The sequence below is a fragment of the Shewanella sedimentimangrovi genome, assembly GCF_017354965.1.
Classification (GTDB): domain Bacteria; phylum Pseudomonadota; class Gammaproteobacteria; order Enterobacterales; family Shewanellaceae; genus Shewanella; species Shewanella cyperi.
The window spans coordinates 2,201,648-2,225,985 of the sequence record NZ_CP071502.1; the positions used below are offsets into that span (position 1 = coordinate 2,201,648).

A 24,338-nucleotide genomic window follows, 5' to 3' on the forward strand; every position below is an offset into this window, starting at 1 on the left:
CTTCGACTGATACTGATGAAAACCCGGCGCCTGGTCAACGATTAAGCCCGTCTCCAGGCTTAATCATGCATCAGATTTTTTCATCCAATAATTAGATTTAATCAGCTCAGCTTGGCAAAAAAGCTGCCATAGGGCGGCAGACTCAGGCTATCCCCCACAAGTTGCCCCGCGACCAGCCCATGGCCCTGGAGACCTTCTGACACCTTTAAGCCATGCAGCTCGTGGCTTTCTTCGGAGCTACCGAGGTTAAAGGCCACCAGGTATTGCTCATTTTGCCATTGTCTGATGAACAGCAGCAAAGGCTCTTTGCTGTCGATAAATTTGATATCACCCACCACCAAAGCCGGGTGTTGTTTACGCCAGGCCATAAAGCGGCGGAATTGGTTCAGCACTGAACCTTCGGCGCTTTCCTGCACATCCACAGCTTTGGGCAAGTGTTCGGGAGCCAAAGGCAGCCAGGGTTTGCTGTTGCTGAAGCCGGCTTCCTTTGCCTGCGCCTGCCAGGGCATGGGGGTGCGGCAGCCGTCACGGCCCTTGAAGTTGGGCCAGAAGGCAATGCCAAAGGGATCCTGCAGGGCCTCAAAAGGAATGTCGGCTTCGGTGAGCCCCAGCTCTTCACCCTGATAGCTGCAGATACTGCCACGCAAACTGGCGAGCATGGCGCTCAGCATCTTGGCCATATCAGCAGGCGCATCGGCACCACCCCAACGGCTCAGTACCCGCTCCACATCATGATTGCCTATGGCCCAACAGGGCCAACCGTCACCAATGCTGGCTTCCAGGGCTTCCACCGTGCTGCGGATATAACCGGCACTGTAATCCTTGGTCAACAGTTCGAAGCTGTAGGCCATGTGCAGGCGGCCATCACCCTTGGTGTATTCGGCCATAGTGGCCAGAGAGTCTTCAGAAGACACCTCCCCCAGGGTCACGGTACCTGGGTAGCGGTCGATCAGCGCCCGCAACTCCTCGATAAAACCGACGGTCTCGGGACGGGTGTTGTTGTAATAGTGATATTGGTAGGCATAGGGGTTGTCTTCCGAGAAGCCCCTGCCCTGACGTTGATCTTTGGGCTTGGCCGGATTATCCCTGAGCTCCGCATCATGGAAGCAGAAGGTAATGGCATCGAGGCGGAAACCATCAACGCCTTTTTTCAGCCAGAACTCCACATTGTTCAGCACGGCACGACGCACGTCTTCACAGTGGAAATTGAGATCCGGCTGGCTTTTCAGGAAATTGTGCAGGTAGTACTGCTGGCGACGGGGTTCCCATTCCCAGGCACAGCCGCCGAAAATGGCCAGCCAGTTGTTGGGCGGGGTGCCGTCTTCACGGGGATCGGCCCATACATACCATGCAGCCTTGGGGTTATCCCGGCTTTGGCGGCTCTCTTCAAACCAGGCATGGGCATCCGAGGTGTGGCTCAGCACCTGATCTATGATGACCTTGAGTCCCAGGCTATGGGCCTTGGCAATCAATTCATCAAAGTCTTCCATGGTGCCAAACAATGGGTCGATGGCCAGATAGTCACTGATGTCATAACCGAAGTCTTTCATTGGTGACTTGAAAAAGGGCGAGATCCAGATCGCATCCACGTTCAGGCTGGCGATATAATCCAGCTTGGCAATGATGCCCTTGAGATCGCCGACGCCATCGCCGTTGGTATCCAGCATACTGCGCGGATAGATCTGGTAGATGACGCCACCGCGCCACCAGGCTAACTCATTCATTCTCGCCTCTTTTTTACTTTTATGGCCGGCATCTGCACTGATGTCAGGGTTACAACTTTGTTGCCCCGAGGTAAGCGGTTTGACGCCTTTTAGGATTGAAACGAGGATACGTGAACTGGGAAACCGCCTTCAATACGGCTGCATACGTATGCAGAGATCATTCCTCATCGCAGCTGGCGGACAGAATGTTCTATTCCTATATTAAACAATGAGTAACAAGCACTTGTTCGTATGAAAAAGCCCTCTTTTTAACCATAACGGCGTCACAATCCTGCTCCATGGGCCTTTTGAATACGTATGCACACGATTGAGCAAGCCCAAATGGCGGGAGTAGTATCTTCACCGTTGTGCAACAATTTGGTTATAAAAACGGCACTTATGCAGTCAGGTAAGCGCGTTAACGCCAAATACACTACTACAAATGACTGTTGTCCCAACACTTATAAGCTAAGACATGAGCTATAGCGACAAAGGGGAAAGATGAATGTTCCAATATAAACCGAGCCTACTGACGTTGGCACTGGTAGCCGCCGGTGCCAGCATGTATTCCTACGGCGCGCTCGCCGCAGAAGATGCTGCCAACCAAAAAGCTGAAGACGAATCCATTGAAGTTATTCAGGTGACCGGTATCCGCCGTTCACTGCAAGAATCCCAAGCCACCAAGATGTCCAACTCTTCGGTGGTTGAGGCCATTTCGGCCGAAGATATTGGCAAGTTGCCCGACGTCAGTATTGCTGAATCTCTGGCACGTTTGCCCGGTGTTGCTGCGCAACGTCTTGACGGTCGCGCCAACGTAATCTCTATCCGTGGTCTGGGCCCAGACTTTACAACAGCCACTCTCAATGGCCGTGAACAGGCCTCGGTCAACGATAACCGTGGTGTTGAGTTTGACCAGTACCCATCTGAACTTCTTAACCAGGTTGTGGTGTACAAAACGCCCGATGCAACCCTGATGGCCCAATCCATCGGCGGCACCGTCGACATGCGCACCATCAGCCCCCTTGCCCACGGTGAACAAACCATTGCCGTTTCAGCCCGCGGCGAACTGAACGATCTGGGCGCGCTTAACAGCGACAGCACTGATAAAGGTTATCGCGCCAGTATCTCCTATGTGGATCAATTCCTCGATGACACCCTGGGATTTGCTTTCGGTTATGCCCGCATGCAGTCTCCCAACCAGGAAGAGCGTTGGCAGGCGTGGGGTTATCCAAACCTGGATTATGATGACACCAAACCAAATGTACTGGGTGGAGCCAAGCCTTTCGTCCGTTCCAGCGAGCTGGAACGTGACGGTTTCCTGATGGTGCTGGAATACCAGCCAAACGATCAATTCCACAGCTTACTGGATGTGTATTACTCCCAGTTCAAGGACCAACAACTGCTGCGAGGCATCGAAATACCTGGCCAGTGGGGCGGAGGTTGGGCAAATAGCGGTATCACTGCCATTAGCGAAGACAACGGTCTGGTGACCCAGGGCGTTATCAACAATGCGGGCGTTGTAGTGCGTAACGACATCAATACCCGCGACGCCGACGCCCTGTCCATGGGCTGGAATAACAAGTACATAGTCAATGACAACTGGAGTCTGGAGGCGGATATCGCCCTGTCCAAGGCCAACCGTACCGACATAGGTATGGAAAGCTACAGCGGCACCGGCCGTGGCAATGGCAATGGTGCCACCGACACCCTGGGCTTCACCTATCAAGGCGATGGCCGTTATCAATTTACCCATGATCTGAATTATGCCGACCCCAATTTGATCAAGCTTGGCGGTGCCTTCAGCTGGGGTAACCCGGTTGGCCCGGACAGCCAGGACGGTTTTATCAACAAACCCGAAATTGAGGATGAACTCAAGTCCATGCGTCTGGCCGCCGAGTATGTGCTCGACAGCGGTGCCGTGCGCAGCGTGCAATTCGGTGTCAACTACACCGAGCGCGAAAAGTCCAAGCTGGACCAGGGTTTCTATCTGACCCTGAAAGATTATCCTGAAATGCTGACGATTCCGGCGAAGTACCTGCTTGATCCAACCTCTCTGGCGTTTTTCGGCATGGGTGACATGCTGAGCTATGACTCCCTGGCTTTCTACAACGATGGCAACTACATCGAAACCAACGCCGATAAGGTTGATCTCGGCCGTGCCACCAACTCCTGGTTGGTTAATGAGGAAGTCACCACCGGTTTTGTCAAAGCCAACCTGGAAACCGAAGTCTTTGGTTTGCCGCTGTCCGGTAACGTCGGCCTGCAGGCAGTACACACAGACCAAAGCTCCAACGGCACAGCGGCGACTGTTAATCCTGAAACCAAAAAAGTAGAGAAAACTCCAGTTACCGCCGGTGACAGCTATCTGGAATGGCTGCCCAGCATGAACCTGGCATTCGAAGTGGCAGAAGATCAGGTGGTACGCCTGGCAGCGGCCCGCACCTTGACCCGTGCCCGCATGGACAAGATGAATGCCAACGTCGCCTACAGCTACATTGAGATCCCATCAGCGGGGAATCCGAACTGGACCGGTGGTGGCGGCAATCCACAGCTGCGCCCCTGGTTGGCCCGTCAGTATGATATCAGCTACGAAAATTACTTTGCCGATCAGGGCTATTTCGCAATAGCCATGTTCTACAAGGATCTGGAAAACTACGTCTACGATCAGCGTAGCGATTTTAACTTCGGTGAGCTGTTCCCAGAAAAAACAGGTAATCCCATCGGTAAGGTGACTCAACCACAGAATGGTAACGGTGGTTACGTTCGCGGTATCGAAGCCACTGTGCAGTTGGATTTCGGTTATTTCGTACCCGAGATGGAAGGTTTCGGTATGTACCTGAGCGGTACTTACAATGAAAGCGAAGTCAAGGAAACAGCCGACAGTGAACCCACTACACTGCCAGGCCTGTCTGAGAAGACCTTCAATGCCACGGTTTACTACGAAAACAGTGGTTTCCAGGCACGTATCAGCTCACGTTACCGCTCAGACTTCCTGGGTGAAGTAACGGAAATCAGCCTGAAACGTACCCATGTGAACGTTAAGGCCGAAACCGTGGTTGATGCCCAGGTGGGTTATGACTTCTCTGAAAGTGGCATCGAAGCCCTGTACGGCTTGTCGGTTCTGTTCCAGGTGAACAACCTGACCAACGAGCCTTTCATCTCCTACACAGGTGATGATCAGCGTTTCGTTCGCGACTACCAGAACTATGGTCGTAACTACATGCTGGGTGTGAACTACAAGTTCTAATCCCCAGGCTTGCTAGACTGAAAAATGCCCTTGTACTTCAGTGACAGGGGCATTTTTTTAACAGAACCAGCTACAAGGAACCGGATCATGAACAATGGCATTCACAAGCTGCTGATCGTCGGTGGTGGCAGCGCCGGTTGGATGGCGGCGGCATTGCTCAGTCGCATGCTGCCAAAGCTGAGCATTTCCCTGGTGGAGTCACCTTTGGTGGGCACCATAGGTGTAGGCGAAGCCAGTATACCTCCCCTGACCCACTTCAATCAGTTGCTTGGGATCTCTGAGGCCGAGTTCATTGCCGCGACCCAGGGCAGTTACAAACTGGGGATCGAGTTTGAAAACTGGGGTGCCGAGGGCGAGCGCTACATGCATGCCTTTGGCAGTATCGGAAAATCCCTCGGCGCCACCGACTTCCACCAGCTGTGGCTCAGACAACAAGCAACAGGCGACAGCACGGATTTCTGGCGTTATTCCCTGAACTATCAGGCTGCCAAGGCCAACCGATTCTCGCCCAACGCCCAGCTGCAGGGCTCCCCCCTGGCACCTTTGGTACACGCCTATCATTTTGACGCCGGTCTGTACGCCCAAATGCTGCGCCGGTACAGTGAGAACAAGGGCGTCACCCGGATTGAAGGCCATATCACCCAGGTCATGCAGCAGGATGGCCGCATCGCCTCTGTGGTGTTGGATTCGGGTCAAACACTCAGTGCAGACTTTTTTATTGATTGCACCGGCCTTGCCGCCTTGCTTATCGGCAAGACACTGGCCACCGAATTCGAGGATTGGGGCCATTTCCTGCCCTGCGATCGCGCCATTGCGGTACCGACCCAGCGCACCGAACCTCTGCAGCCCTATACCCGGTCCATCGCCCATGAAGCAGGCTGGCAGTGGCGCATTCCACTGCAGCACAGAACCGGCAACGGTATGGTCTATTGCAGCGAGTATTGGAGTGAGGATGAAGCCACGGCGCGCCTATTGGCCAATTTGGATGCCCCCATATTGGCCGAGCCCAGGCTCATCAAATTCCGCACCGGTCGCCGGCAACAGCAATGGCAACAAAACTGCCTGGCATTGGGCCTGGCCAGCGGTTTCCTGGAGCCACTGGAGTCCACCAGCATTCATCTTATCCATTCCGGGCTGGTGCGCTTTATCCGGCTGTTTCCAACGGATATGGATGGCGGTGCCTGCCGCGAAGAATATAACCGTCAATCCCGGGCCGAATTTGAACAAATTCGTGACTTTATCATTTTGCATTACCATCTTAACCGTAGCCGTCATGGCCATAGCTCTGCCTTCTGGCAACACTGCGCCACCATGGAAATCCCCGCACACCTGAAGCACAAGCTGGACCTGTTTGCCCAAGGTGGCCAGGTGTTCCGTCATCAGGATGAGCTCTTCAGTGAAGCGGCCTGGCAGCAGGTGTTCCTGGGTCAGGGGCTGTTGCCTGCCCATTATCATCCTATGGCCGACACTCCCGCGGCCGCCGATCTCTCCCAGTACCTCAAAGACATGGGCAAGGTGGTCGATGCCACCGTCGCTGCCATGCCTTCTCACACAGATTTTCTCAGGAGCCTAGCCCGATGACCAAGAAGCCACTCCTTTTCACCCTGTTTCCCCTGTGCTGGTCCCTTGGGGCAATCGCAGCGCCCGATATTGCCGAACTTAAAATCGAGCCCAGTAATTGGTGGGCCGGCATGCATAACCCCAAGCTGGAATTGATGCTGCACGGCAAGGGCATTGGCCAGGCCGAGCTGCGGCTGGAAAATGCACATGGGGCCGAACTTGAAAAAACATTCAGTGGCAGCAGTGCCAATTATCTGTTCGCAGATCTGGATCTGGATCAGGCCAGCCCGGGAGACATCACCCTGGTGCTGACATTGAACGGTAAAGAGCTGCGTCTTAGCTATTCCCTGCTGGAGCGCCAGGTCGGCTCGGCTGAGCGCGCCAGTTTTGATGGCAGCGATCTGATTTATCTCATTACCCCAGATCGTTTTGCCAACGGTGACAGCAGCAATGACAATGTTGCCGCACTGGGCGATCCCGCCGATCCGGACAACAAGGATGGTCGTCATGGCGGCGACCTCAAGGGCATAACCCAGCATCTGGATTACCTGTCAGACCTTGGCGTCACTCAGCTGTGGATTAATCCTGTGATGGAAAACCGCCAGCAGGCCTATTCCTATCACGGTTATTCAATAACAGATTTTTATAACGTAGATCAGCGATTTGGTACCAATCAGCAGTACCGGGAACTGGTCCGGGCCGCAGAACAAAAGGGCATGGGGGTGATCAAGGACGTGGTGCTCAACCACATAGGCTCAGGCCACTGGTGGATGCAGGATCTGCCCTTCCCCGATTGGATTAACTATGCCGATGAACCTGTATATACAAGTCACAGGCGAACCACAGCGCAGGACCCCTACGCCACCGATGCAGACCAGCAGGACTTTGCCAGCGGCTGGTTTGTTGATTCCATGCCGGATCTCAACCAGCGTAACCCGCAGCTGGCCACTTATCTGATTCAAAACAGTATCTGGTGGATTGAATTTGCCGGGCTTTCGGGGCTGAGAACCGATACCTGGTCCTACTCGGACAAGGCGTTCCTCACCCGCTGGGCAGCCCAGGTGCGAGGGGAATATCCCGGCCTTAATATTGTCGGCGAAGAGTGGAGCACCAATCCCAACATAGTCAGCTACTGGCAAAAAGGTAAAATCAATCCCGACGGCTATGTCTCCGAACTGCCTGCCTTGATGGACTTCCCCCTCAATGACACCCTGCTTAGGGCCATCAACACCAAGGAAGATTGGGGCAAGGGCTGGATAGAGCTGTATGAGGCATTGGTCAACGATAATCTCTATCCCGCGCCCCATAACCTGGTGCTGTTTGAGGGCAACCACGATACCAACAGACTCTACAGTGTGCTGGGTGAAGATCTGGATAAGTACAAACTGGCGCTGGCCTATGTGTTTTGTGTCAAACGCATCCCACAGTTGTTTTATGGTACCGAAGTGCTGCTGACCAGCCCGGTTGAAGGGCGCCATGATGGCCTGGTGCGGGGGGATATGCCGGGTTTCAATGCCGATGACAGGGTCAATGCCTTTACCGGTAAGGGGTTGAGCACAGAGCAACAGCAGGCACTGGCCTTTGTCCGCACCCTGGCACAATTCCGTAAACAATCGCGGGCACTTGCCGAGGGACAGCTGAAACACTTTGTGCCCCAAAATGGCGTTTATGTGCTCTACCGTGAAGCCCCGGCCAATGAAGGCAAGGCGGCCGAGCATGTGCTGCTGTTGCTGAATAAAAACCCGGATACCACAGCCATTGATATGGGGCGCTTCGCCCAATACCTGCCCCCAGGAAGCCGGGTTAACAGTCTGTTTGAAGGCAAGAGCTTCAATCTGCCCGCGCAATTGCAACTGAGCGCGCCGGTGACGCTGCTGAGCTGGTAAGCCCCGAACCGAAAACTGTGATGACGGAAAAGAATAAGATGAACAACACCCACACGAAGGGCAAAGCCAAGCGCGGCCCGAACTGCAAGATGGCAATGACGGCTTTGGCCTTGTGCTGCTTCATTGCGCCGGCTATTGCCGCAGCCCCCGAAAAAGCGGCGATCTACCAGATTTTTACCCGCCTCTATGGCAACGATAAGCAAGTGAACAAACCCTGGGGCACGGTAGCCGAAAATGGGGTTGGCAAATTTGCCGATATTGACGACAAGGCACTGGCGGACATCAAGGCCCTGGGGGTTACCCATGTCTGGTATACCGGAGTACTGCACCATGCCTCGGTGACGGATTACAGCACCTATGGTATTGAAATGGACGATCCGGATGTGGTCAAGGGCCGCGCCGGCTCCCCCTATGCCATCAGGGATTATTACAATGTGGATCCGGATCTGGCGCGCGATCCCGATAAACGCCTGCAGGAATTTGAGGCGCTGATAAAGCGCAGTCACAACCATGGCCTCAAGGTCATCATAGACATAGTGCCCAACCACGTTGCCAGGGGCTATGACTCGGTCACGGCCCCCGACGGGGTGAAGAGCCTCGGGGTCGATGACAACAGCCAACTGGCCTACAGCAAACACAATGATTTTTACTATGTGCCCGGCACGGATTTCCAGGTGCCGGACTTCGGCCCCAAGGACCTGCCCCTTGGCGGCGCTAAGGCCCCCGGCTTTGACGGTCAATTTGCCGAGTCCCCGGCCAAGTGGACCGGCAACGGCAGTCGCAGTCATCAACCCCGGGTCGATGACTGGTATGAAACGGTCAAGATAAACTATGGATTGCGCCCCGACGGCAGCCATGACTTCCCTTCACTGCCTGCCGACGCTGCCACCTGGAATACAACCAAGCATGACGCCTTTTGGCGGCAACAGGATCCCCAGAAGCTGCCGTCAAGCTGGGCCAAGATGCGCGATATTGCCCGCTTCTGGCTGGCCAAAGGCGTAGATGGTTTCCGCTACGATATGGCCGAGATGGTGCCGGTGGAATTCTGGAGTTACCTCAACAGCGACATCAAACGCATCAAGCCCGACGCCATGCTGCTGGCTGAGGTGTATGACCCGTCCCGCTACCGGGACTATCTGCACCTTGGCAAGATGGACTTTCTCTACGACAAGGTGGGCATGTACGACACCCTTAAGGCGGTTATTCAGGGCCGTCAGGGGACCGACAGTATCGGTCTCGCCCATGAGGCGGTAGCCGACATCGCCCCCCATATGCTGCACTTTCTGGAAAACCATGATGAGCAGCGCATTGCCAGTCCTGAGTTTGCCGGCGATCCCCGCAAGGCCCTGCCGGCCATGGTGGTCTCCAGTTTACTGACCCAGGCACCGACCCTGGTCTATTTTGCCCAGGAATTGGGCGAAGACGGCAGTGAAGATGCGGGGTTTGGCAAACCCAGCCGCACCAGTATCTTCGACTATGTGGGCGTCCCCGCCCTGCAGCGTTACCGGCAGGCCAAGCGCACAGGCGAAGCCTTGCCCGCGGATATTGCCGGCCTCAGACGCTACTATCAGCAACTGCTGACACTGTCGCTGAGTGAGCCTGCATTGCGGGGGGAACTGCGACTGTTACCGCTGCCGGGCAACAGCCTGTTTGGCTTTATCCGCCAATCCGGCCCCGACAGCCTGTTGGTTTTGAGCCATTTTGGCGCCGAGCCTCTGGCGTTGGAGCAGCAGCTTGGCCCGGAGTTCATCCCAGTAGATCATGGGCAACAGAGCATGCTACTGTCGTCCCTGCTGACGGACATAGATGGCCAGCCAATCCAGGCCGAACTCATGCAGGGAAAACTCAGACTCAAGCTTCCGCCCTACAGCTCAGCGGTTTTCAGATTGCCTGTGGAAGTCGGCGCGTCGCAATAATTAAGGAGATACCCCATGCTGCCTGGCTTGAAGGGCCTTCATCACGTTGCCCTTATCGTATCTGACTATCAGACCTCGAAGGCCTTTTATACCCAGGTGCTGGGGTTGCAGGTGCTGGCTGAACACTTCAGGGCCGAACGCCACTCCTGGAAGCTGGACCTCAGCCTGCCCTCTGGCGCCCGGCTGGAGTTGTTTTCCTTCCCTTCAGCGCCGGCCAGGTTGAGCTATCCAGAGGCCTGCGGCCTGAGACATCTGGCATTTGAGGTCAGCGATCTGAATAAGGCGCTGGCCTATCTGCAATCCAGGGGCGTTGCCACCGAGGCAGTCCGCGTCGATGAGGTCACGGGAAGACGCTTCTGCTTCTTTGCCGATCCCGATGGCTTACCGCTGGAGCTGTACCAGGCCGGATAAGTTACATGGGCAGCGGCTCAGTTGAGCACGCTGCGTATCTTCTTCAACAGGGTTTCGGCATTGGTTGGCTTGATAATGTAATCTTCGGCCCCGAGCAGCAGCGCATTCTGAAAATGCTCCACATCGGCATAGCTGGTCAGCATGATAAGTGGAATGTCCTGCAGCACCGGGGTCTTTTTACATACCTTGAGGGTTTCTATGCCATCCAATATCGGCATGTCTATGTCCAGCAGGATAAGATCCGGCTTCAGCACCTTGGCCTTAAGCAGCACCTCCACCCCGTTCGATGCCTTTTCCACCTTGTAACCATGCTGCTCCAGTATGGTGGCGATGATTTTAAGTACCACGTCCTGATCGTCCGCCACCACCACGGTGGCCTTTCGCAGGTTATCCTTTTTCTCCAAGGCAGCCTTTTGCGCCAACAGTTGGGTCGACAACTCATTGAACAAAGACTCACTCTTTTCCTTGAGTCGGTTGAGTTGGGGATTAATGGAGTGCTTTCTCAGTTCATGGATAAACTTGTTGATCTCCTCATCGGGCAAGGCATGGAACACCTTGCGGAAGGATTTCATAAAGGCACTTTCGGAAATGGAACTTAAGATCCCATCCACATCCTGCATGATATTGGTGATCAGGGAAGACTGTTGTTTACTGGCCACCTTGACCGACTCATGCAATCCCTGCAGTTGGCTGGCGGTATTTTGCATTTCGTACTGCATATCCAGACCGGCCTGATCAAAACGCTTGAGTTCGGCCTTTAACTCGATGATCTCTATCAGCTTGTACAGTGTCAGTATGATCTTGTGATTGTCATACACGGGACGAATGGTGTCGTAGCTGTCAAAGGTCTCGTTACAGCACAGCTGGAAGGCATCGTTTCTGTTGTTCTTTTCGCACAGCAACATGGACGCGTGTGGCACGGTTCTCAGGGTATTGAAATGCTCGTTGGACTGCAGAAAATTTTTCAGACTCTCGGCATGGGACACTTCCTGAAAACAGTAGACCAGCAACATGCGTTTATGTGCCGCCTGACAAAGGCTGCTGAGCTTTTTGTTTTCAACCCGGATATCGACCTTGATAACGCGCTCAAAATAAACGCCCACTATGGCTTCTACCGGCTCCACCAGGTCGAGATCATCAAAAAACAGAACCAAGGTCGTCGTTGAATCCTTCATCGCTTTCTCCCATCACTGCCTATGCGCTGTGAATCACATCCGGCCATAGGCCGGCCTTATCATTCTTGCAGGGTATCGCCCTGAGGTTGGGCCTTGGCCGCCAGTAAGCTAACCTGCTCTTCAATCCGCGTCTTGAATTCATGCACCAGGTGCAAATCCTTGGCCGCAGCCTGTTGCTCCAATTCACTGAATATCTGGCCCAAGCGGCTGGCGCCGGAAGAATTGGCGGCCCCCTTGAGCGCATGGGCCAAGCGCCGGATCTCCTCCGCTTCTCCCTCATCCATCGCCTGGTACAGGGGTTCTATATCCCTGGCCAAAGCGTCGAGGAAATACTGCACTATGGAATTCAGCACTTCTTCATCATCGGTACCCAGGATTTCCGCCAGTTTGCGATAGTCGATGGGGCTATCGTCCTCCACCGTTTCCTGTTCCGTGACCACCTGCTGCTGGCGCTGTTTCAGGCTATTGCGGCCATGCCAGGCCAACAGCTTGCTTTTGAGCAGCTTGAATTCCACCGGCTTGGCCAGATAGTCATCCATTCCCGCCGCCAGGCAGTTTTCGGCTTCTCCGGACATGGCGTTGGCGGTAATGGCGATGATCAGTGTGGGTTCAAGCTGCTGCTCTTTTTCCAGCCGCCGCACTTCTGCTGTGAGTTCAAAGCCATCCATATTGGGCATGTGGCAGTCGGTCAGCAGCACCCGGAAGCGGCCCGTCTTCCACAATTCCAAGGCTTTGGCACCGTCCTCCGCCAGTTCGAAACGGCAGCCGATTTTTTTCAGCTGCAGCGAGATCACTTCCCTGTTGGTCTCATGATCCTCGGCCACCAGAATGCGGAATTCGCTGTCCTTGGCAATGTCGGTTTCCGAGGCGCTGCGACCCATTTTGCCCCGCTCGGTTCCGGCAAAGGGTGTCCACAGGCTATTGGGCTGACCATTGAGCATGGCCATGCCGGCCAACAAATCCGAGGGTTTCAACGGATGACAACTGAGCACACAGACACCTTCACTTTCTTCGCCCTTGGAAGAAATAGAATCCTCATCCATCATCAACAACTTATAGGGCAGATGTGTCCGCGGGTGTTCCGCCTTGTGGGCTTTATAGGCCTGATAATAGTCGCTTATCAGCAAGCCACTGAAATCATCCAGCAAATTGGCATCGAACAGGTTGCCGTTGACGTTGCGTGGGTTGATGCACCGATATTCCAGTTCCAATTGATCAAGCAGGTGCAGCACTGAGACCAGATATTGTTTGTTTTCAATACAAATAATCAGGCCCGGGTTAAGCCCCTGATACAGATCCTGCTCTGACTCACCGTAGGGATCCGCAGGCCTGCAGGGCAGCCTTATTCTGAAGGTGCTGCCAACGTTGGGCTCGCTCTCCACTTCAATCTTGCCACCCATCAAATCGATAAAGGATTTGGTAATGGTCAATCCAAGACCAGTGCCACCATATTTGCGGGTGGTGGAGGAATCGGCCTGGGTAAAGGGTTCAAACAGCTGGTTCATCTGCTCCCGGGTCATGCCGACTCCGTTATCTATCACCTCCAGCACCACTTCATGTTCCTGGGTATGATTGCGCCGAAATTCGGTGCGCAACATCACCAGTCCCTGTTGGTGCTGGTTGTGGGAGAACTTGATGGCGTTGCCGAGCAGGTTGAGCACTATCTGGCGGATGCGCACCGGATCCAGCAGTACCTCTCGCGGCAAACTCAGATCCGGCAGGATATTCAGGAACACGTTCTTGCTGGCCGCGTTAAACCAAAGCACTTCAACGGTTTTCTCCAGAATTGACAACAGGGAGGTGGGTTCAATTTCCAGCTCCATCTTGCCGGCTTCAATCTTGGAAAAGTCGAGAATGTCGTTGATGATTTCCAGCAGTGAAAAGGCCGAATCCCGAATGGTATTGGCCATGCGCTGCTGCTCTGAACTGAGTCCGGTGTCCCGCAGCAGATCTATCATGCCGACGACCCCATTCATCGGGGTACGGATTTCATGGCTCATTACCGCCAGGAACCGCGACTTGGCCTGGCTCGCCTGGTTCGCCTCGGCACTTTCGCGCTCCAGGGTCTGTTGCACCAACTTCACATCGGTCACATCAAGGTTGATACCAAAGAGCTTTACCGCCACGCCATTGCGAGTGATGGTGTCCCCTGCCGCTTTAATCCAGTGAATATTGCCGGTTTTGCGATTGATGACCCTGAATTCGGCGTGATAGGCCCTGCGCTCTTCGATGGCGGTGCGCACCCTGAGCTCCGCTTCTTCAATATCCTCCGGATGAACCTGATTGCTCCAATCCTCATGAGTCAGCGGCCGGCCGTCATTATCGAGCCCGTAGGTCTGGTACATGCGGCTGTCCCATTGCAGCTCACCCGTCTCAATGTCCATGGACCAGTTACCTATGCCCCCCGCCTCCGAGGCCAGATCCCGCCCCTTAATCAGCTCCTCACGCTGGAACTTGGCTTCGGTCAGCACCAGTTCAAACTGCTTGCGTTGGCTGATGTCTTCGCAGGCCATCAGGAAATATCGCGGTTGACCGTTCTTGTCGCGGATAAGGCAAACGGACACGTTAAGCCAAACAATGTTGTCATCCAGGCGCAGGAAGCGTTTCTCGTCGGTATGAAACTTAAGTTCGTTGGTCAACATCAGATCGCTGAACCTGAGGCAATCCTCAAATTGTTCCAGGTTGATGGCCAAACTGCTGTCCATCAGGGTGATTTGTTCACGGCTGCAGCCAAGAATGCCGCAAAATTTGTCGTTAACCTCCAGCCAGGTGCCATCAATACCGATACGGGCAAAACCCACCGGAGCCTGCAGAAATGCGGCGCGATATCCCGTCTCCCGCACCGGCGAGTCGGACGCTGAGTCCTCAACACGCCCTGTGCTCAGCCACAGCCAACACAGTTCCCGGCCATCGAGGTTGCTGAACTGTCCGGACAGACTGAAATCGAGCACCCGTCCCTCATGGTTCAGCAGGGAGAGCTGCTCGGGGAAGTTGCTGCTGAGGTCCCAATAGGGCGAGAGTTCGGCAAAATCCTGCTGCAGTAACAAACTGTGCTCATAGCCCAGCAACAGGGCCAAAGCGTCACTGGCATCGAGGATTTCCCCTTCCCGGTCAAGCAGCAGGAACAGATCGCCATGGATATAAGGCGATGGGGTGTGGGTTTCATAACTGGGTAAAGGTTCGTGCTTGTCGGTTTCTTCATGAATGTCATCCAACGCCACCACATAATGGCTGACCTCGCCGTTCTGATCCCAAACCGGAAATGCCGACAGTTGGCTGTAAAACCCATGACCATCCTTGCGCAATTGCTTGACTATGCCGTTGCAACTGCGGCCATAGCTGATGCCGCTGCTGAGCAGTTTTTCGATACGGCTGTTACTGCCGTCCTCCAGCAACTGCATCAGGGGCTTTCCCTTGAGTTCATGGGGCGAGTAACCGGTCAGGACCTCAAGCCACTTGCTGGCATACAGTATGCGGCCATGATCTTCCACCGACATCAGCAGCACGGCCCTTGGCAAGGCATCCAGGCTGTGACTGACCGCCCGCAGCAGTTGTAATTCACGCTGAAACTCCTGCCACTGGCTGGATTGGGTCTCCAAGGCATCAATGGCGCGGGCAAGCCAGGCGGTGATCCTCATCAAGGGCGGCAAGGCGTCGGTATTGAGCTTGTCATTGTGATTCAGCAGTCGTGCCAGCGACGGCAAACTGGCCTCAATCCGGGTCAGGGGTAACAGCACGGTCTGATATAGGAATGCCAACCAGGCGACCAGACTCAAGCACAGGAGTGCCAATACGATGAATCCGGGTTGGTTAAAGGAACCGAATCGGCTCAGCAGCGCCGTCTCAGGCACTTCCAGTGCCAGGCTCCAGCCTGTGTTCAGCTCATTGAACAGATTGATGGGGCTGGCGACAACTTGCAGGGCATCCGCAGGCTCGTTCAAGGACAACCAAGCCGCCCCCATTGACATCACACCGGCGCTTTTATCCTGCTGTGATCGGGTCTCCCAGGTGCGATTCAGCTTGGTGTAGTCACGATTGAGTTGCCAGTGTCGGTTGTTATCCTGAGCAAATTCGGCAAGCAGCTTATTTTTGCTGTCCAGCAACAGGAGTCGGGAATCGCCCAGCCCCCGTGCGGACATGCCCTTGAGGGTGTCGGTCAGTATCGCCTCAATCCGGGCAAAATCCATCACCCCCACCCAGTACCCCAGCAGCTCACCGCCGGAGGCCTGGATCTGCGACGCAAACAGCATATCGAAGCGCAGCGGATCTTCATTGAGCAGAAACTGCTCCGGTCCCACCACCAGGGTGCCGCTTCTGTTACCGGGCTCCAGGCGTTTTCCCATGCTCATTTGCTCGAACCAATCCAGCCCAGCCAGGTAATCCGCTTCAATACTCATGGCATAAACCGGACGGCCAAAGGGATCGATACTGTTTTGAGCCACAAGACTGCCATCGGCGCCAAGCAGCAAAATCTTGCTGTATTCCCCCTTCAGCAGCACCAATTGGTCCAGCCTTTGAGTCAAAACCTCCGAAGATTGCGGCTGAAACAACTCCGCCATGGTCAGCGGCAGCACCTTGGCATCCAGCAAACGCTCATGCAGATGCTGCTCTATGGCCGCCAGTGTGGCTGTCAGCTCGGCCTGCAGATGCTGCTGCTCTGAATGGAGCAGATTGTTACGAAAGACCATGGAAAAGGATTGCAGCGCAAGGGCGGCAAAAGTCAGCACCAGGGCAGCAGCAAGCAGATGATATCTGAACCATTTCATCGGATGGGCCTCCGCTGCTCAGAGCGTGCGTTAACCCCTTGCCCGGGCGAACAAACCGCCACTGCGGAAACTGTTGAAAACTTGGCTGGCGGTACATCCTTGAGCATTTCCATGGAAATCCCTTTGAACATGGCCAATGGACGGGAGCAATAGTCCCCTAATCTGAATTAAGAATAGTCAATAGATTGAAATGCAGTGAAAAATTGTTGGGCTGAGAGAAAAATCAGCCTTAGGTACAGAAAAGTAAAACCCGGCCCTGATACAACCGGGAATGGACAATATCATAGGCCTTGGCCAAGTCATGGCCAAGGCGCCCTGGAAGCGCCCTAAACCATGCAAAAGAGCATGCAGGAGTCTATGCAAGGGACCATGCAAAAAAAGGGAGTTCAGTCCCTGCCGGTACCTATATCCAGACGCATCATATCCGCAGCCAACCCTTGGGCTTCGGCACTGCTGCTGGAACTGAGACCATCAAAAACACCCTGCTGATCGGCGGCCTTTTTATGTTGGCCATACTTAACCTTGGCCTCCAGGGATTCTATCTCGATGGTCACGGCCACAATGGCTTTGGACAGGCGTTCCACATATTCTGGCGCCAACACCTCAGTCCGGCCAGTGAGTTCAGGATCAAACCGCTCGCACATACGCATCAATAATGGGATGCTCTCTGAGGTTGGTAAACAGCGAGCCCGCCCCAGCACATGTACCGCACTGTAATTCCAGGTGGGAACCGAGGGCTGATTCCGGTACCAAAGTGGACTGATATAAGCATGTGGACCACTGAACACCAATCTTACCTGTTGACCGTCCAACAAACGCCAATGATCATTGGCCCTGGCCAAATGGCAATGTACCGCCCGTGCCTCCCGGTCCAACAAAAACGGCAGATGACTTGCCTGAGGTACAAGCTGCTCACCATTGGAAATCAACAAGCCAAAAGGATAGCGTTCTATAAAATCAAACACCTGAGATTCGTCTGTCATAGCCATGGCCGGTGGTATATACATGCTGCCTCCGCTGCTGAAAATTTTAACCTGAGGCTAACATGCTCACCCATTGCAATCTACGCAATTGCCTGTTTAATAGAAATATTTACAATTTCATAGCCCATTGCAATGCCGGCCGCGATGTTAGCGCCAGGTTGCATGGCACCCATGAATACGTATGTATGCAGTTGTCCGTCAAACTTAGGCGGGGGTACTATCAATCCGCTGATTTTCAACCTCGGTCCGAGGTGGGGTCGTTTCCATCACAGGTGGCGCAGGCTACCTTTGATGGGTTTGGAGTACCTTCCCTTGCCGCATAGGTCCGGCAAAGGAATTCAAGGTGTTTGGCGGCGAATGTCTGAGGGAGACGGTAGCCGCCTATTTTTTCCATCACCCTTTCCGGAAATCGGGCACCGACGGGTGAAGGCCCCCGCCGAGTGTTTCAGCCGGCCATGCGTTTAAGCCGGCCTTAAGCAGATAACTATAAGGCGCACAGCGCCATAAACAGGAAGCCTTATGACCAAATTCAGCTCCCCACTGATGCAAACCAGACCCGCACTGTCCTTCTGGCAGATTTTCAACATGTGTTTCGGCTTTCTCGGCATCCAATTTGGCTTTGCGCTGCAGAACGCCAACGTCAGCCGCATCTTCCAAACCCTGGGTGCCTCCATTGATGAGATACCCATACTCTGGATTGCCGCGCCACTCACCGGCTTACTGGTGCAACCCATTATCGGCTACCTGAGCGATCACACCTGGAATCGCTTCGGCCGCCGCCGCCCCTATTTTCTGATTGGCGCCATATGCACTACTCTGGCCATTTTTGTTATGCCGCACTCGCCCTACCTGTGGGTGGCTGCGGGCATGCTGTGGATCATGGATGCTTCCATCAACATCGCCATGGAGCCCTTCCGTGCCTTTGTGGGAGACAATCTGCCCAAGCAGCAGCGTACCCTTGGCTACGCCATGCAAAGCTTTTTCATCGGCGTCGGAGCTGTGGTCGCATCGGCATTACCCTACCTGCTGACCCAGTTCTTCGGGATCAGCAATACGGCTCCTGAAGGTGAAATTGCCGATTCGGTGCGTTATGCCTTCTACTTCGGTGGTGCAGTGCTGTTATTGGCGGTACTGTGGACCGTCATCAGCACCCCGGAATATTCTCCCGCGCAATTGAAGGCCTTTGAAGCCGGCGATCATCCCCAGGGCAGTACCGGGACTTTGGAGCGTCATCGCACCCACAAGGACTATCAACTGGCCGGTGTTATCTGGATGGTGCTGGGCGCCCTGCTTACCGGCGCCATCTATCTGGGCAATCTCGATAAGCAACTTTATATCCTGGGTATCGGCATTTTCGCCTTTGGTCCGTTGCAATTTTACTGTGCCATCAAGCTGGGCAATAACCAATCGCGCCGCGGTCTGGGGCTGGTGTTCAACGTGGTCGACGACTTGTTCCATATGCCAAAGGCCATGCATCAACTGGCCCTGGTGCAATTCTTTTCCTGGTTCGCCCTGTTTGCCATGTGGATCTATACCACGGCGGCGGTGACCGGTTATCACTTTGGCAGCCAGGATGTACTGTCCAAGGCCTATAACGACGGCGCCGATTGGGTCGGTGTGCTGTTTGCCGCCTATAACGGTTTCGCTGCGCTGGCGGCCATGCTGATCCCACTGCAGGCACGCTATCTTGGCAACAAGGGCGCCCATATGATGAACCTGTGGCTCGGTGGCGCAGGCCTTATCAGCTTCCTCTTTATCAAGGATCCCGCCCTGCTGTGGCTGCCCATGATTGGCGTCGGCTTCGCCTGGGCCTCCATACTGTCAATCCCCTACGCCATGCTCTCAACCGTGTTGCCGGCCGGCAAAATGGGGGTCTACATGGGCATATTCAATTTCTTTATCGTGATCCCACAATTGCTGGCCGCCAGCGTACTGGGATTAATCCTGAAAGTCGGCTTTGGTGGCGAACCCATCTATGCCCTGGTCACGGGTGGCAGCTTGATGCTGCTGGCGGGGATCAGTGTGTGGTTTGTGAAAACCGATGATGCAGAGCCCCGGTCCGTCAGCCAATAAAGGAGTTATTACAGATGAAACAAACCAAGAACGTCAGCCACGGCGCCCTCTTCGGGCCATCTTTGGCCGCGCTGTCCCTGGCTGTCGCGGCAGCGCTGACGCTCGGTGGCTGCGAACAGGCACCTGATCAGACACAAACACAATCAGAACAGTCAGCCATCAAGGTAGCCCCGGGTGCCCCGGGCGCAGCCCCTACCTGGGCTTTCGCCGGCAAGACGGGTATAGGCACCAGCTATGAACCCTACGGTGCTGCCCCCAAGTCCATCAGCAAGGTGTGGTTTTCCATCGCCAATGGCGTCCTGACCGAAACCATGTATGGCCTTATTCACAATGCCCAGCTCAAGGAACTGCAGTTTGTTATCAAGGGCCAGGGCTTTACCGACCTTGAAAGCCAGGATACCGACAGCAGTATCAGCTATCTCGATACCGATGCGGAAGGCCGCCCCCAGTCTTTGGCTTACCGGGTTGTGAACCTGGACAAAGACGGTGCCTATCGCATTGAAAAACATATTTTTACCGATCCTGACCGCAACAGTCTCATCATGCGTACCCACATCAGTGCGTTGACTGAAGAGATCACCCCTTTCCTCTATGCCAACCCGCACATAGACAACAGCGGCAACGGGGATCTGGCCCGGGTGGTGGACGGTGGCTTTATGGCCCGCAAGACGGCACAAGAGTCCAGTGTCATGACCCTGAAGTCTTCCCTGCCCTTTGCCGCGCAGCAGGTGGGATTTGTCGGCAGCAGTGACGGTCTCGACGAAATCCGTCAGTACGGTGAATTGAAAAACCGCTTTCAAACCACCTCGGCCGATGGCAGCCAAAATGGCGGCAACGTCGCCATGACAGGCCAATACCCCAGTATCAAGCCGGGCGAGACCCTGACCCTGGATCTGGTGCTGGGCTTTGCAGATGACGAGCAAAGCAGCAGCGCCACGGCCGCAGCGACCCTGGCACAGGGCTACGATCAGCTGCTGGCCAACTTCAAGGGTGAAGGCGCCGCGATCGGTTGGCAGGATTACCTGGCCAGCCTCCAGGGTCTGCCCGCCATGGTGGCCAACACCGCGGATAACGGCAAATTGCTGACCGCCAGTGCCATGGTGCTCAAGGCCCAGGAAGACAAGACCCATGCAGGGGCCCTGATCGCCTCTTTGTCCAATCCCTGGGGCGATACAGTGTCGGCCGTACAGCCGAGTACAGGATACAAGGCGGTGTGGCCGCGGGACTTTTACCAGTGCGCCATGGCGTTCATGGCCATGGGAGACACCGCCACCGCCAAGGTTGCCTTTGAGTACCTGAAACAGGTTCAGGCCGGCGCCGACACGCCAGGTTACCAAGGCACCCCGGGTTGGTTCCTGCAAAAGACCCATGTGGATGGTCAGACTGAATGGGTAGGGGTGCAGCTTGACCAGACCGCCATGCCCATCATGTTGGGCTGGAAACTGTGGCAGGCAGGCGTACTCAGCGACGACGAGATCCGCTCCTGGTACAGCGATATGCTCAAAAGCGCGGCGGATTTCCTGGTGACTGGTGGTGAGGTCAATATTGACTGGAACCACATAAACATAGTACCACCCAAGACCCAGCAGGAACGCTGGGAAGAGCAAGCCGGCTTCTCACCTTCTACCACGGCGGCGGTCATCACCGGCCTCAATGCCGCGGCGGCCATTGCCGAGTTTGCCGGTGACAAGACCTCGGCACAGCGCTACAGCAAGGCCGCCCAAGGCTATCGGGATAACCTGGAACACACCATGGTCACCCGTAAGGGCACCCTGTCCGACAAGCCTTATTACGTGCGTCTGAGCCCCAACGGCCAACCCGATGCGGCCGACAAGCTCGCTGACAACAATGGCCGTCCGGGATTGGATCAACGTCAGATCCTTGATGGCGGCTTTCTGGAGCTGGTGCGTTACGGGGTAACTCCTGCGTCCGATCCCGTGGTCAACAACACCCTCGCCCTTGTGGACTCCAACACCCTGGAAGATAACTTGCGGATCAGGTACGAATTCACCGCCAAAGACGGCAGCAGCTTCCCGGGTTTCCGCCGTTACGGTAATGACGGTTACGGCGAAGATACCCAAAGCGGAGCCAACTACGCCGAATCCGGCAGCAACAGTGCCAATCAGCGTGGCCGGGTGTGGCCCTTCTTCACCGGCGAGCGGGGCCACTTTGAGCTGGCGGCTCTGACCGAGCAGGCACAGCTCAGCGCCCAAGACAGGGCGGCCCTGGTGTCGACCTATGTGCAGGGCATGGAAAGCTTCGCCAACGAAGGGCTGATGTTGCCCGAGCAGGTATGGGACGGCGTTGGCAACAGCACCCGCTTCCAGTATAAAACCGGACAGGGAACCAACTCCGCCACGCCGCTGGCCTGGACCCATGCCGAGTACGTCAAGCTGGTGCGCTCCATCACAGATGGTGCCGTCTGGGATAAGTATCCGCAGCAGCCCTGACCGTCATAGAATGCAAAAAGCCAGTCACTGACTGGCTTTTTTATTGCTGACTATTGATGTCAGAGGTTTAGCAGGGTTTTGTTCCGGTTCAGACTTCGCCTGCTCCGCAGGAGCGGCGTACCACCAGGCTGGTGGGGATAAGTTGCGTCGATACCTCCTTGCCAAGGATCAACTTCAACAGACTCTCCACCAGAATTTCACCCGCCAACTGGGTATTTTGTTTAACCGTGGTCAGCGGCGGATTGGCAAAGCTGGCCACGGGAATATCATCATAGCCCACCACGGCCACGTCTTCAGGGACCGCTATCCCCTGCTCTTTCAGGGCCCGGATGGCGCCAATGGCAATCAGGTCACTGGCGGCAAACAGGGCATCGAACACCATGCCTTTTTTCAGTAATTGCTGGGCCGCTTCGTAACCTGAGGCTTCGGTGCTGATGGCATCTATCTGGCGGCGTTTGTCCACCACCAGACCCGCGGCCTTCAGCGCCTTGCAATGTCCCAGATACCTGTCCCTGAACTCCGGGCAGTGGCTGGAGGCACCACCGAGAAAGGCAAACTCCTTGCGCCCAAGTCCAATCAGGTGCTCTGTAGCTATCACCCCGCCCTGAACATTGTCGCAGCCTATGGACAGCACCGACTTGTTGTTGTGCTCGGCGCCCCAGATAACAAAATGGGTGTTCTGGGCCAGCAGTTTTTCCAACTTCTGCTCGTAGTCCATGTAGTCGCCGTAACCCAGCAAAATAATGCCGTCGGCCTTGTTGCTGTCCTCATAATCGGCATGCCAATCTTCGGACAGCTGCTGGAAAGACACCAGCAGATCATAGCCCTGGCGGGCTGTGGCGCGGGTAATGGACCCCAACATCGACAGGAAAAAGGGATTGATCAGCGAATCATCATTGGTGGGATCTTCACAGAGCAGCAGCGCCAGGGTATGGCTGTTCTGGGTGCGCAGGTTGCTGGCATTCTTGTCCACCTTGTAATTCAGTTCCCTGGCTATGGCCTTGATGCGCTCCCGGGTTTCTGGGCTCACCAAGGGGCTGTTGCGCAGTGCCCGCGATACGGTGGACTGGGATACTCCGGCACGATAGGCAATATCAATGGAAGTTGCTTTGGCAGCCATAGGCAAGACTCACACTCAACACATTCACTCAACAAAGGACACCCGGCGGAAGCCATTCCCGCCGGTCACACACTTATCTTATCGCTTTTCCAGCCAGGATCAGATCCCGAGTTCATCAAGCAGATCGTCGGCATCCCCTACCACCACGCCCTTGCTCGCCATCTGCGACCAGGGAGAACTCTGGCTGCCGCCGTGCTGTTCCAGCAAGCGGTCGGGATCAAACTCTTCATCCAGTTCAAATTCATCCAGTTTGATAAATTCGGTACTGTCCATGGCGAATTCAAGATAGAAGATGTGATTGCTTTCGGTACGGAAAGAGACCCTGCGGGTCACGGGTTCATCGAGATTGGCATCAATGGAAATGGTAATTTCCTTATTGATGGTCAACATCTTGGGCTGGCTTTGGCTGATGGAGGTTTGCAATTCTTTGGACACCTTGCCGATGAAATCCCCCAGGATCTGGTTCATCAGTTCGCCCATCACGTTACCTACCTCATCAGAGGTGTGCGCCACGGCCAATTCGCTTTCCGGCATGCCCATATTAATCATGTAACGGCGGTAAATTTCCACCGCCGCCGCGGCGGAAAAGTTGATCACCACCAGGCCGGAGAAACCGCCGTCAAAAATGGAAAAACAGCCGAGATCCGGCTTAAGCCTGGTACGACTGATGTTCTGCACCATGGCTGCGTGCGTCACCCTGCTGGCGCTGGTACTGCTCAGCACGTGGGAAACCGAGTGGCACAACTTCAGCAGTATGTCGTCCGAGGTCACAATAGACGGAGGCGTATTCATGGCGTAAACCCTTAGAAAAATAATACTTAATAGTGCGCGCAATCGAATTTAAAATCAAAGCCAAAACAACCAATTAGTCCATTTATTCGCCAACCGGCAAGGGATAGGCGCTAAGCAATTGATTTTTTGGCTGCAGGCCGTGATCCAGCTCACAGCTTTCTGTGAAATCAGGGTTATCATGACCCCGGCGGGCGCCGGGACCATACATGGGGCCAAGAGCCCTTCGGGCGCCGCTTATCTCCACTATATTTATCCA

General features: G+C 55.0%; 13 protein-coding genes. 7 read left to right on the plus strand and 6 right to left on the minus strand.

All coding sequences use genetic code 11. The annotated features are described in order from the left end of the window. Window positions 1-101: 101 nt before the first annotated feature. Window positions 102-1,724, minus strand: coding sequence for an alpha-glucosidase (locus tag JYB85_RS09575; RefSeq protein ID WP_207379135.1), 1,623 nt, complete (start codon window positions 1,722-1,724; stop codon window positions 102-104). A 484-nt stretch (window positions 1,725-2,208) separates the two neighbouring features. Between JYB85_RS09575 and JYB85_RS09580 the strand changes: the two genes are divergently transcribed. The 5 genes from JYB85_RS09580 (at window position 2,209) to gloA2 (ending at window position 10,723) form a co-directional block, all read left to right on the plus strand. After that, window positions 2,209-4,950 carry a TonB-dependent receptor gene (locus tag JYB85_RS09580; RefSeq protein ID WP_207379136.1) on the plus strand — a complete coding sequence of 914 codons (2,742 nt, stop codon included), beginning with the start codon at window positions 2,209-2,211 and terminating at the stop codon, window positions 4,948-4,950. A gap of 87 nt (window positions 4,951-5,037) precedes the next feature. After that, on the plus strand, window positions 5,038-6,531 hold the full coding sequence (locus JYB85_RS09585; protein ID WP_207379137.1) for a tryptophan halogenase family protein: 1,494 nt from the start codon (window positions 5,038-5,040) through the stop codon (window positions 6,529-6,531). Continuing rightward, entirely contained in the window at window positions 6,528-8,396 is a 1,869-nt protein-coding gene (locus JYB85_RS09590; RefSeq protein ID WP_207379138.1) for a glycoside hydrolase family 13 protein, read from the plus strand. The genes JYB85_RS09585 and JYB85_RS09590 overlap by 4 nt, the downstream gene beginning before the upstream one ends. A 95-nt stretch (window positions 8,397-8,491) precedes the next feature. Further along, the gene (locus JYB85_RS09595; RefSeq protein ID WP_407695890.1) at window positions 8,492-10,312 is read left to right on the plus strand and encodes an alpha-amylase family protein; all 1,821 of its coding nucleotides are present in this window, start codon (window positions 8,492-8,494) and stop codon (window positions 10,310-10,312) included. Between the two features lie 15 nt (window positions 10,313-10,327). Beyond that, window positions 10,328-10,723, plus strand: a complete 396-nt coding sequence (gloA2, locus tag JYB85_RS09600; protein ID WP_207379140.1) for an SMU1112c/YaeR family gloxylase I-like metalloprotein — start codon at window positions 10,328-10,330, stop codon at window positions 10,721-10,723. A gap of 17 nt (window positions 10,724-10,740) precedes the next feature. On the opposite strand, the gene JYB85_RS09605 is transcribed toward gloA2, so the two are convergent. The 3 genes from JYB85_RS09605 to JYB85_RS09615 all read right to left on the minus strand — a co-directional run bounded on the left by JYB85_RS09605 (window position 10,741) and on the right by JYB85_RS09615 (window position 17,671). Beyond that, window positions 10,741-11,898: a response regulator gene (locus JYB85_RS09605; protein ID WP_207379141.1), complete on the minus strand. Its 1,158-nt coding sequence runs from the start codon at window positions 11,896-11,898 to the stop codon at window positions 10,741-10,743. Between the two features lie 59 nt (window positions 11,899-11,957). Further along, the gene (locus JYB85_RS09610) at window positions 11,958-16,664 is read right to left on the minus strand and encodes a PAS domain S-box protein (RefSeq protein ID WP_207379142.1); all 4,707 of its coding nucleotides are present in this window, start codon (window positions 16,662-16,664) and stop codon (window positions 11,958-11,960) included. 386 nt (window positions 16,665-17,050) lie between these two features. Continuing rightward, entirely contained in the window at window positions 17,051-17,671 is a 621-nt protein-coding gene (locus JYB85_RS09615) for an FMN-binding negative transcriptional regulator (protein ID WP_207379143.1), read from the minus strand. Window positions 17,672-18,166: 495 nt separating this feature from the next. On the opposite strand from JYB85_RS09615, the gene JYB85_RS09620 reads away from it, so the two are divergent. Continuing rightward, window positions 18,167-19,720, plus strand: a complete 1,554-nt coding sequence (locus tag JYB85_RS09620; protein WP_207379144.1) for an MFS transporter — start codon at window positions 18,167-18,169, stop codon at window positions 19,718-19,720. 14 nt (window positions 19,721-19,734) lie between these two features. Then, entirely contained in the window at window positions 19,735-22,170 is a 2,436-nt protein-coding gene (locus tag JYB85_RS09625; protein WP_207379145.1) for a glucan 1,4-alpha-glucosidase, read from the plus strand. 88 nt (window positions 22,171-22,258) lie between these two features. Here JYB85_RS09625 and JYB85_RS09630 read toward each other — a convergent pair whose 3' ends face one another. Then, a complete protein-coding gene (locus JYB85_RS09630) occupies window positions 22,259-23,290 on the minus strand; it encodes a LacI family DNA-binding transcriptional regulator (protein ID WP_207379146.1) in 1,032 nt (343 codons plus the stop codon). A 99-nt stretch (window positions 23,291-23,389) separates the two neighbouring features. Beyond that, window positions 23,390-24,082, minus strand: coding sequence for a DUF3334 family protein (locus JYB85_RS09635; RefSeq protein WP_207319859.1), 693 nt, complete (start codon window positions 24,080-24,082; stop codon window positions 23,390-23,392). Window positions 24,083-24,338: the final 256 nt, after the last annotated feature.

Coding starts and splice junctions, on each gene's coding strand:
- JYB85_RS09575 (WP_207379135.1), bottom strand. CDS start 1,724: ATGAATGAGTTAGCCTGGTGGCGCGGTGGCGTCATCTACCAGATCTAT.
- JYB85_RS09580 (WP_207379136.1), top strand. CDS start 2,209: ATGTTCCAATATAAACCGAGCCTACTGACGTTGGCACTGGTAGCCGCC.
- JYB85_RS09585 (WP_207379137.1), top strand. CDS start 5,038: ATGAACAATGGCATTCACAAGCTGCTGATCGTCGGTGGTGGCAGCGCC.
- JYB85_RS09590 (WP_207379138.1), top strand. CDS start 6,528: ATGACCAAGAAGCCACTCCTTTTCACCCTGTTTCCCCTGTGCTGGTCC.
- JYB85_RS09595 (WP_407695890.1), top strand. CDS start 8,492: ATGACGGCTTTGGCCTTGTGCTGCTTCATTGCGCCGGCTATTGCCGCA.
- gloA2 (WP_207379140.1), top strand. CDS start 10,328: ATGCTGCCTGGCTTGAAGGGCCTTCATCACGTTGCCCTTATCGTATCT.
- JYB85_RS09605 (WP_207379141.1), bottom strand. CDS start 11,898: ATGAAGGATTCAACGACGACCTTGGTTCTGTTTTTTGATGATCTCGAC.
- JYB85_RS09610 (WP_207379142.1), bottom strand. CDS start 16,664: ATGAAATGGTTCAGATATCATCTGCTTGCTGCTGCCCTGGTGCTGACT.
- JYB85_RS09615 (WP_207379143.1), bottom strand. CDS start 17,671: ATGTATATACCACCGGCCATGGCTATGACAGACGAATCTCAGGTGTTT.
- JYB85_RS09620 (WP_207379144.1), top strand. CDS start 18,167: ATGACCAAATTCAGCTCCCCACTGATGCAAACCAGACCCGCACTGTCC.
- JYB85_RS09625 (WP_207379145.1), top strand. CDS start 19,735: ATGAAACAAACCAAGAACGTCAGCCACGGCGCCCTCTTCGGGCCATCT.
- JYB85_RS09630 (WP_207379146.1), bottom strand. CDS start 23,290: ATGGCTGCCAAAGCAACTTCCATTGATATTGCCTATCGTGCCGGAGTA.
- JYB85_RS09635 (WP_207319859.1), bottom strand. CDS start 24,082: ATGAATACGCCTCCGTCTATTGTGACCTCGGACGACATACTGCTGAAG.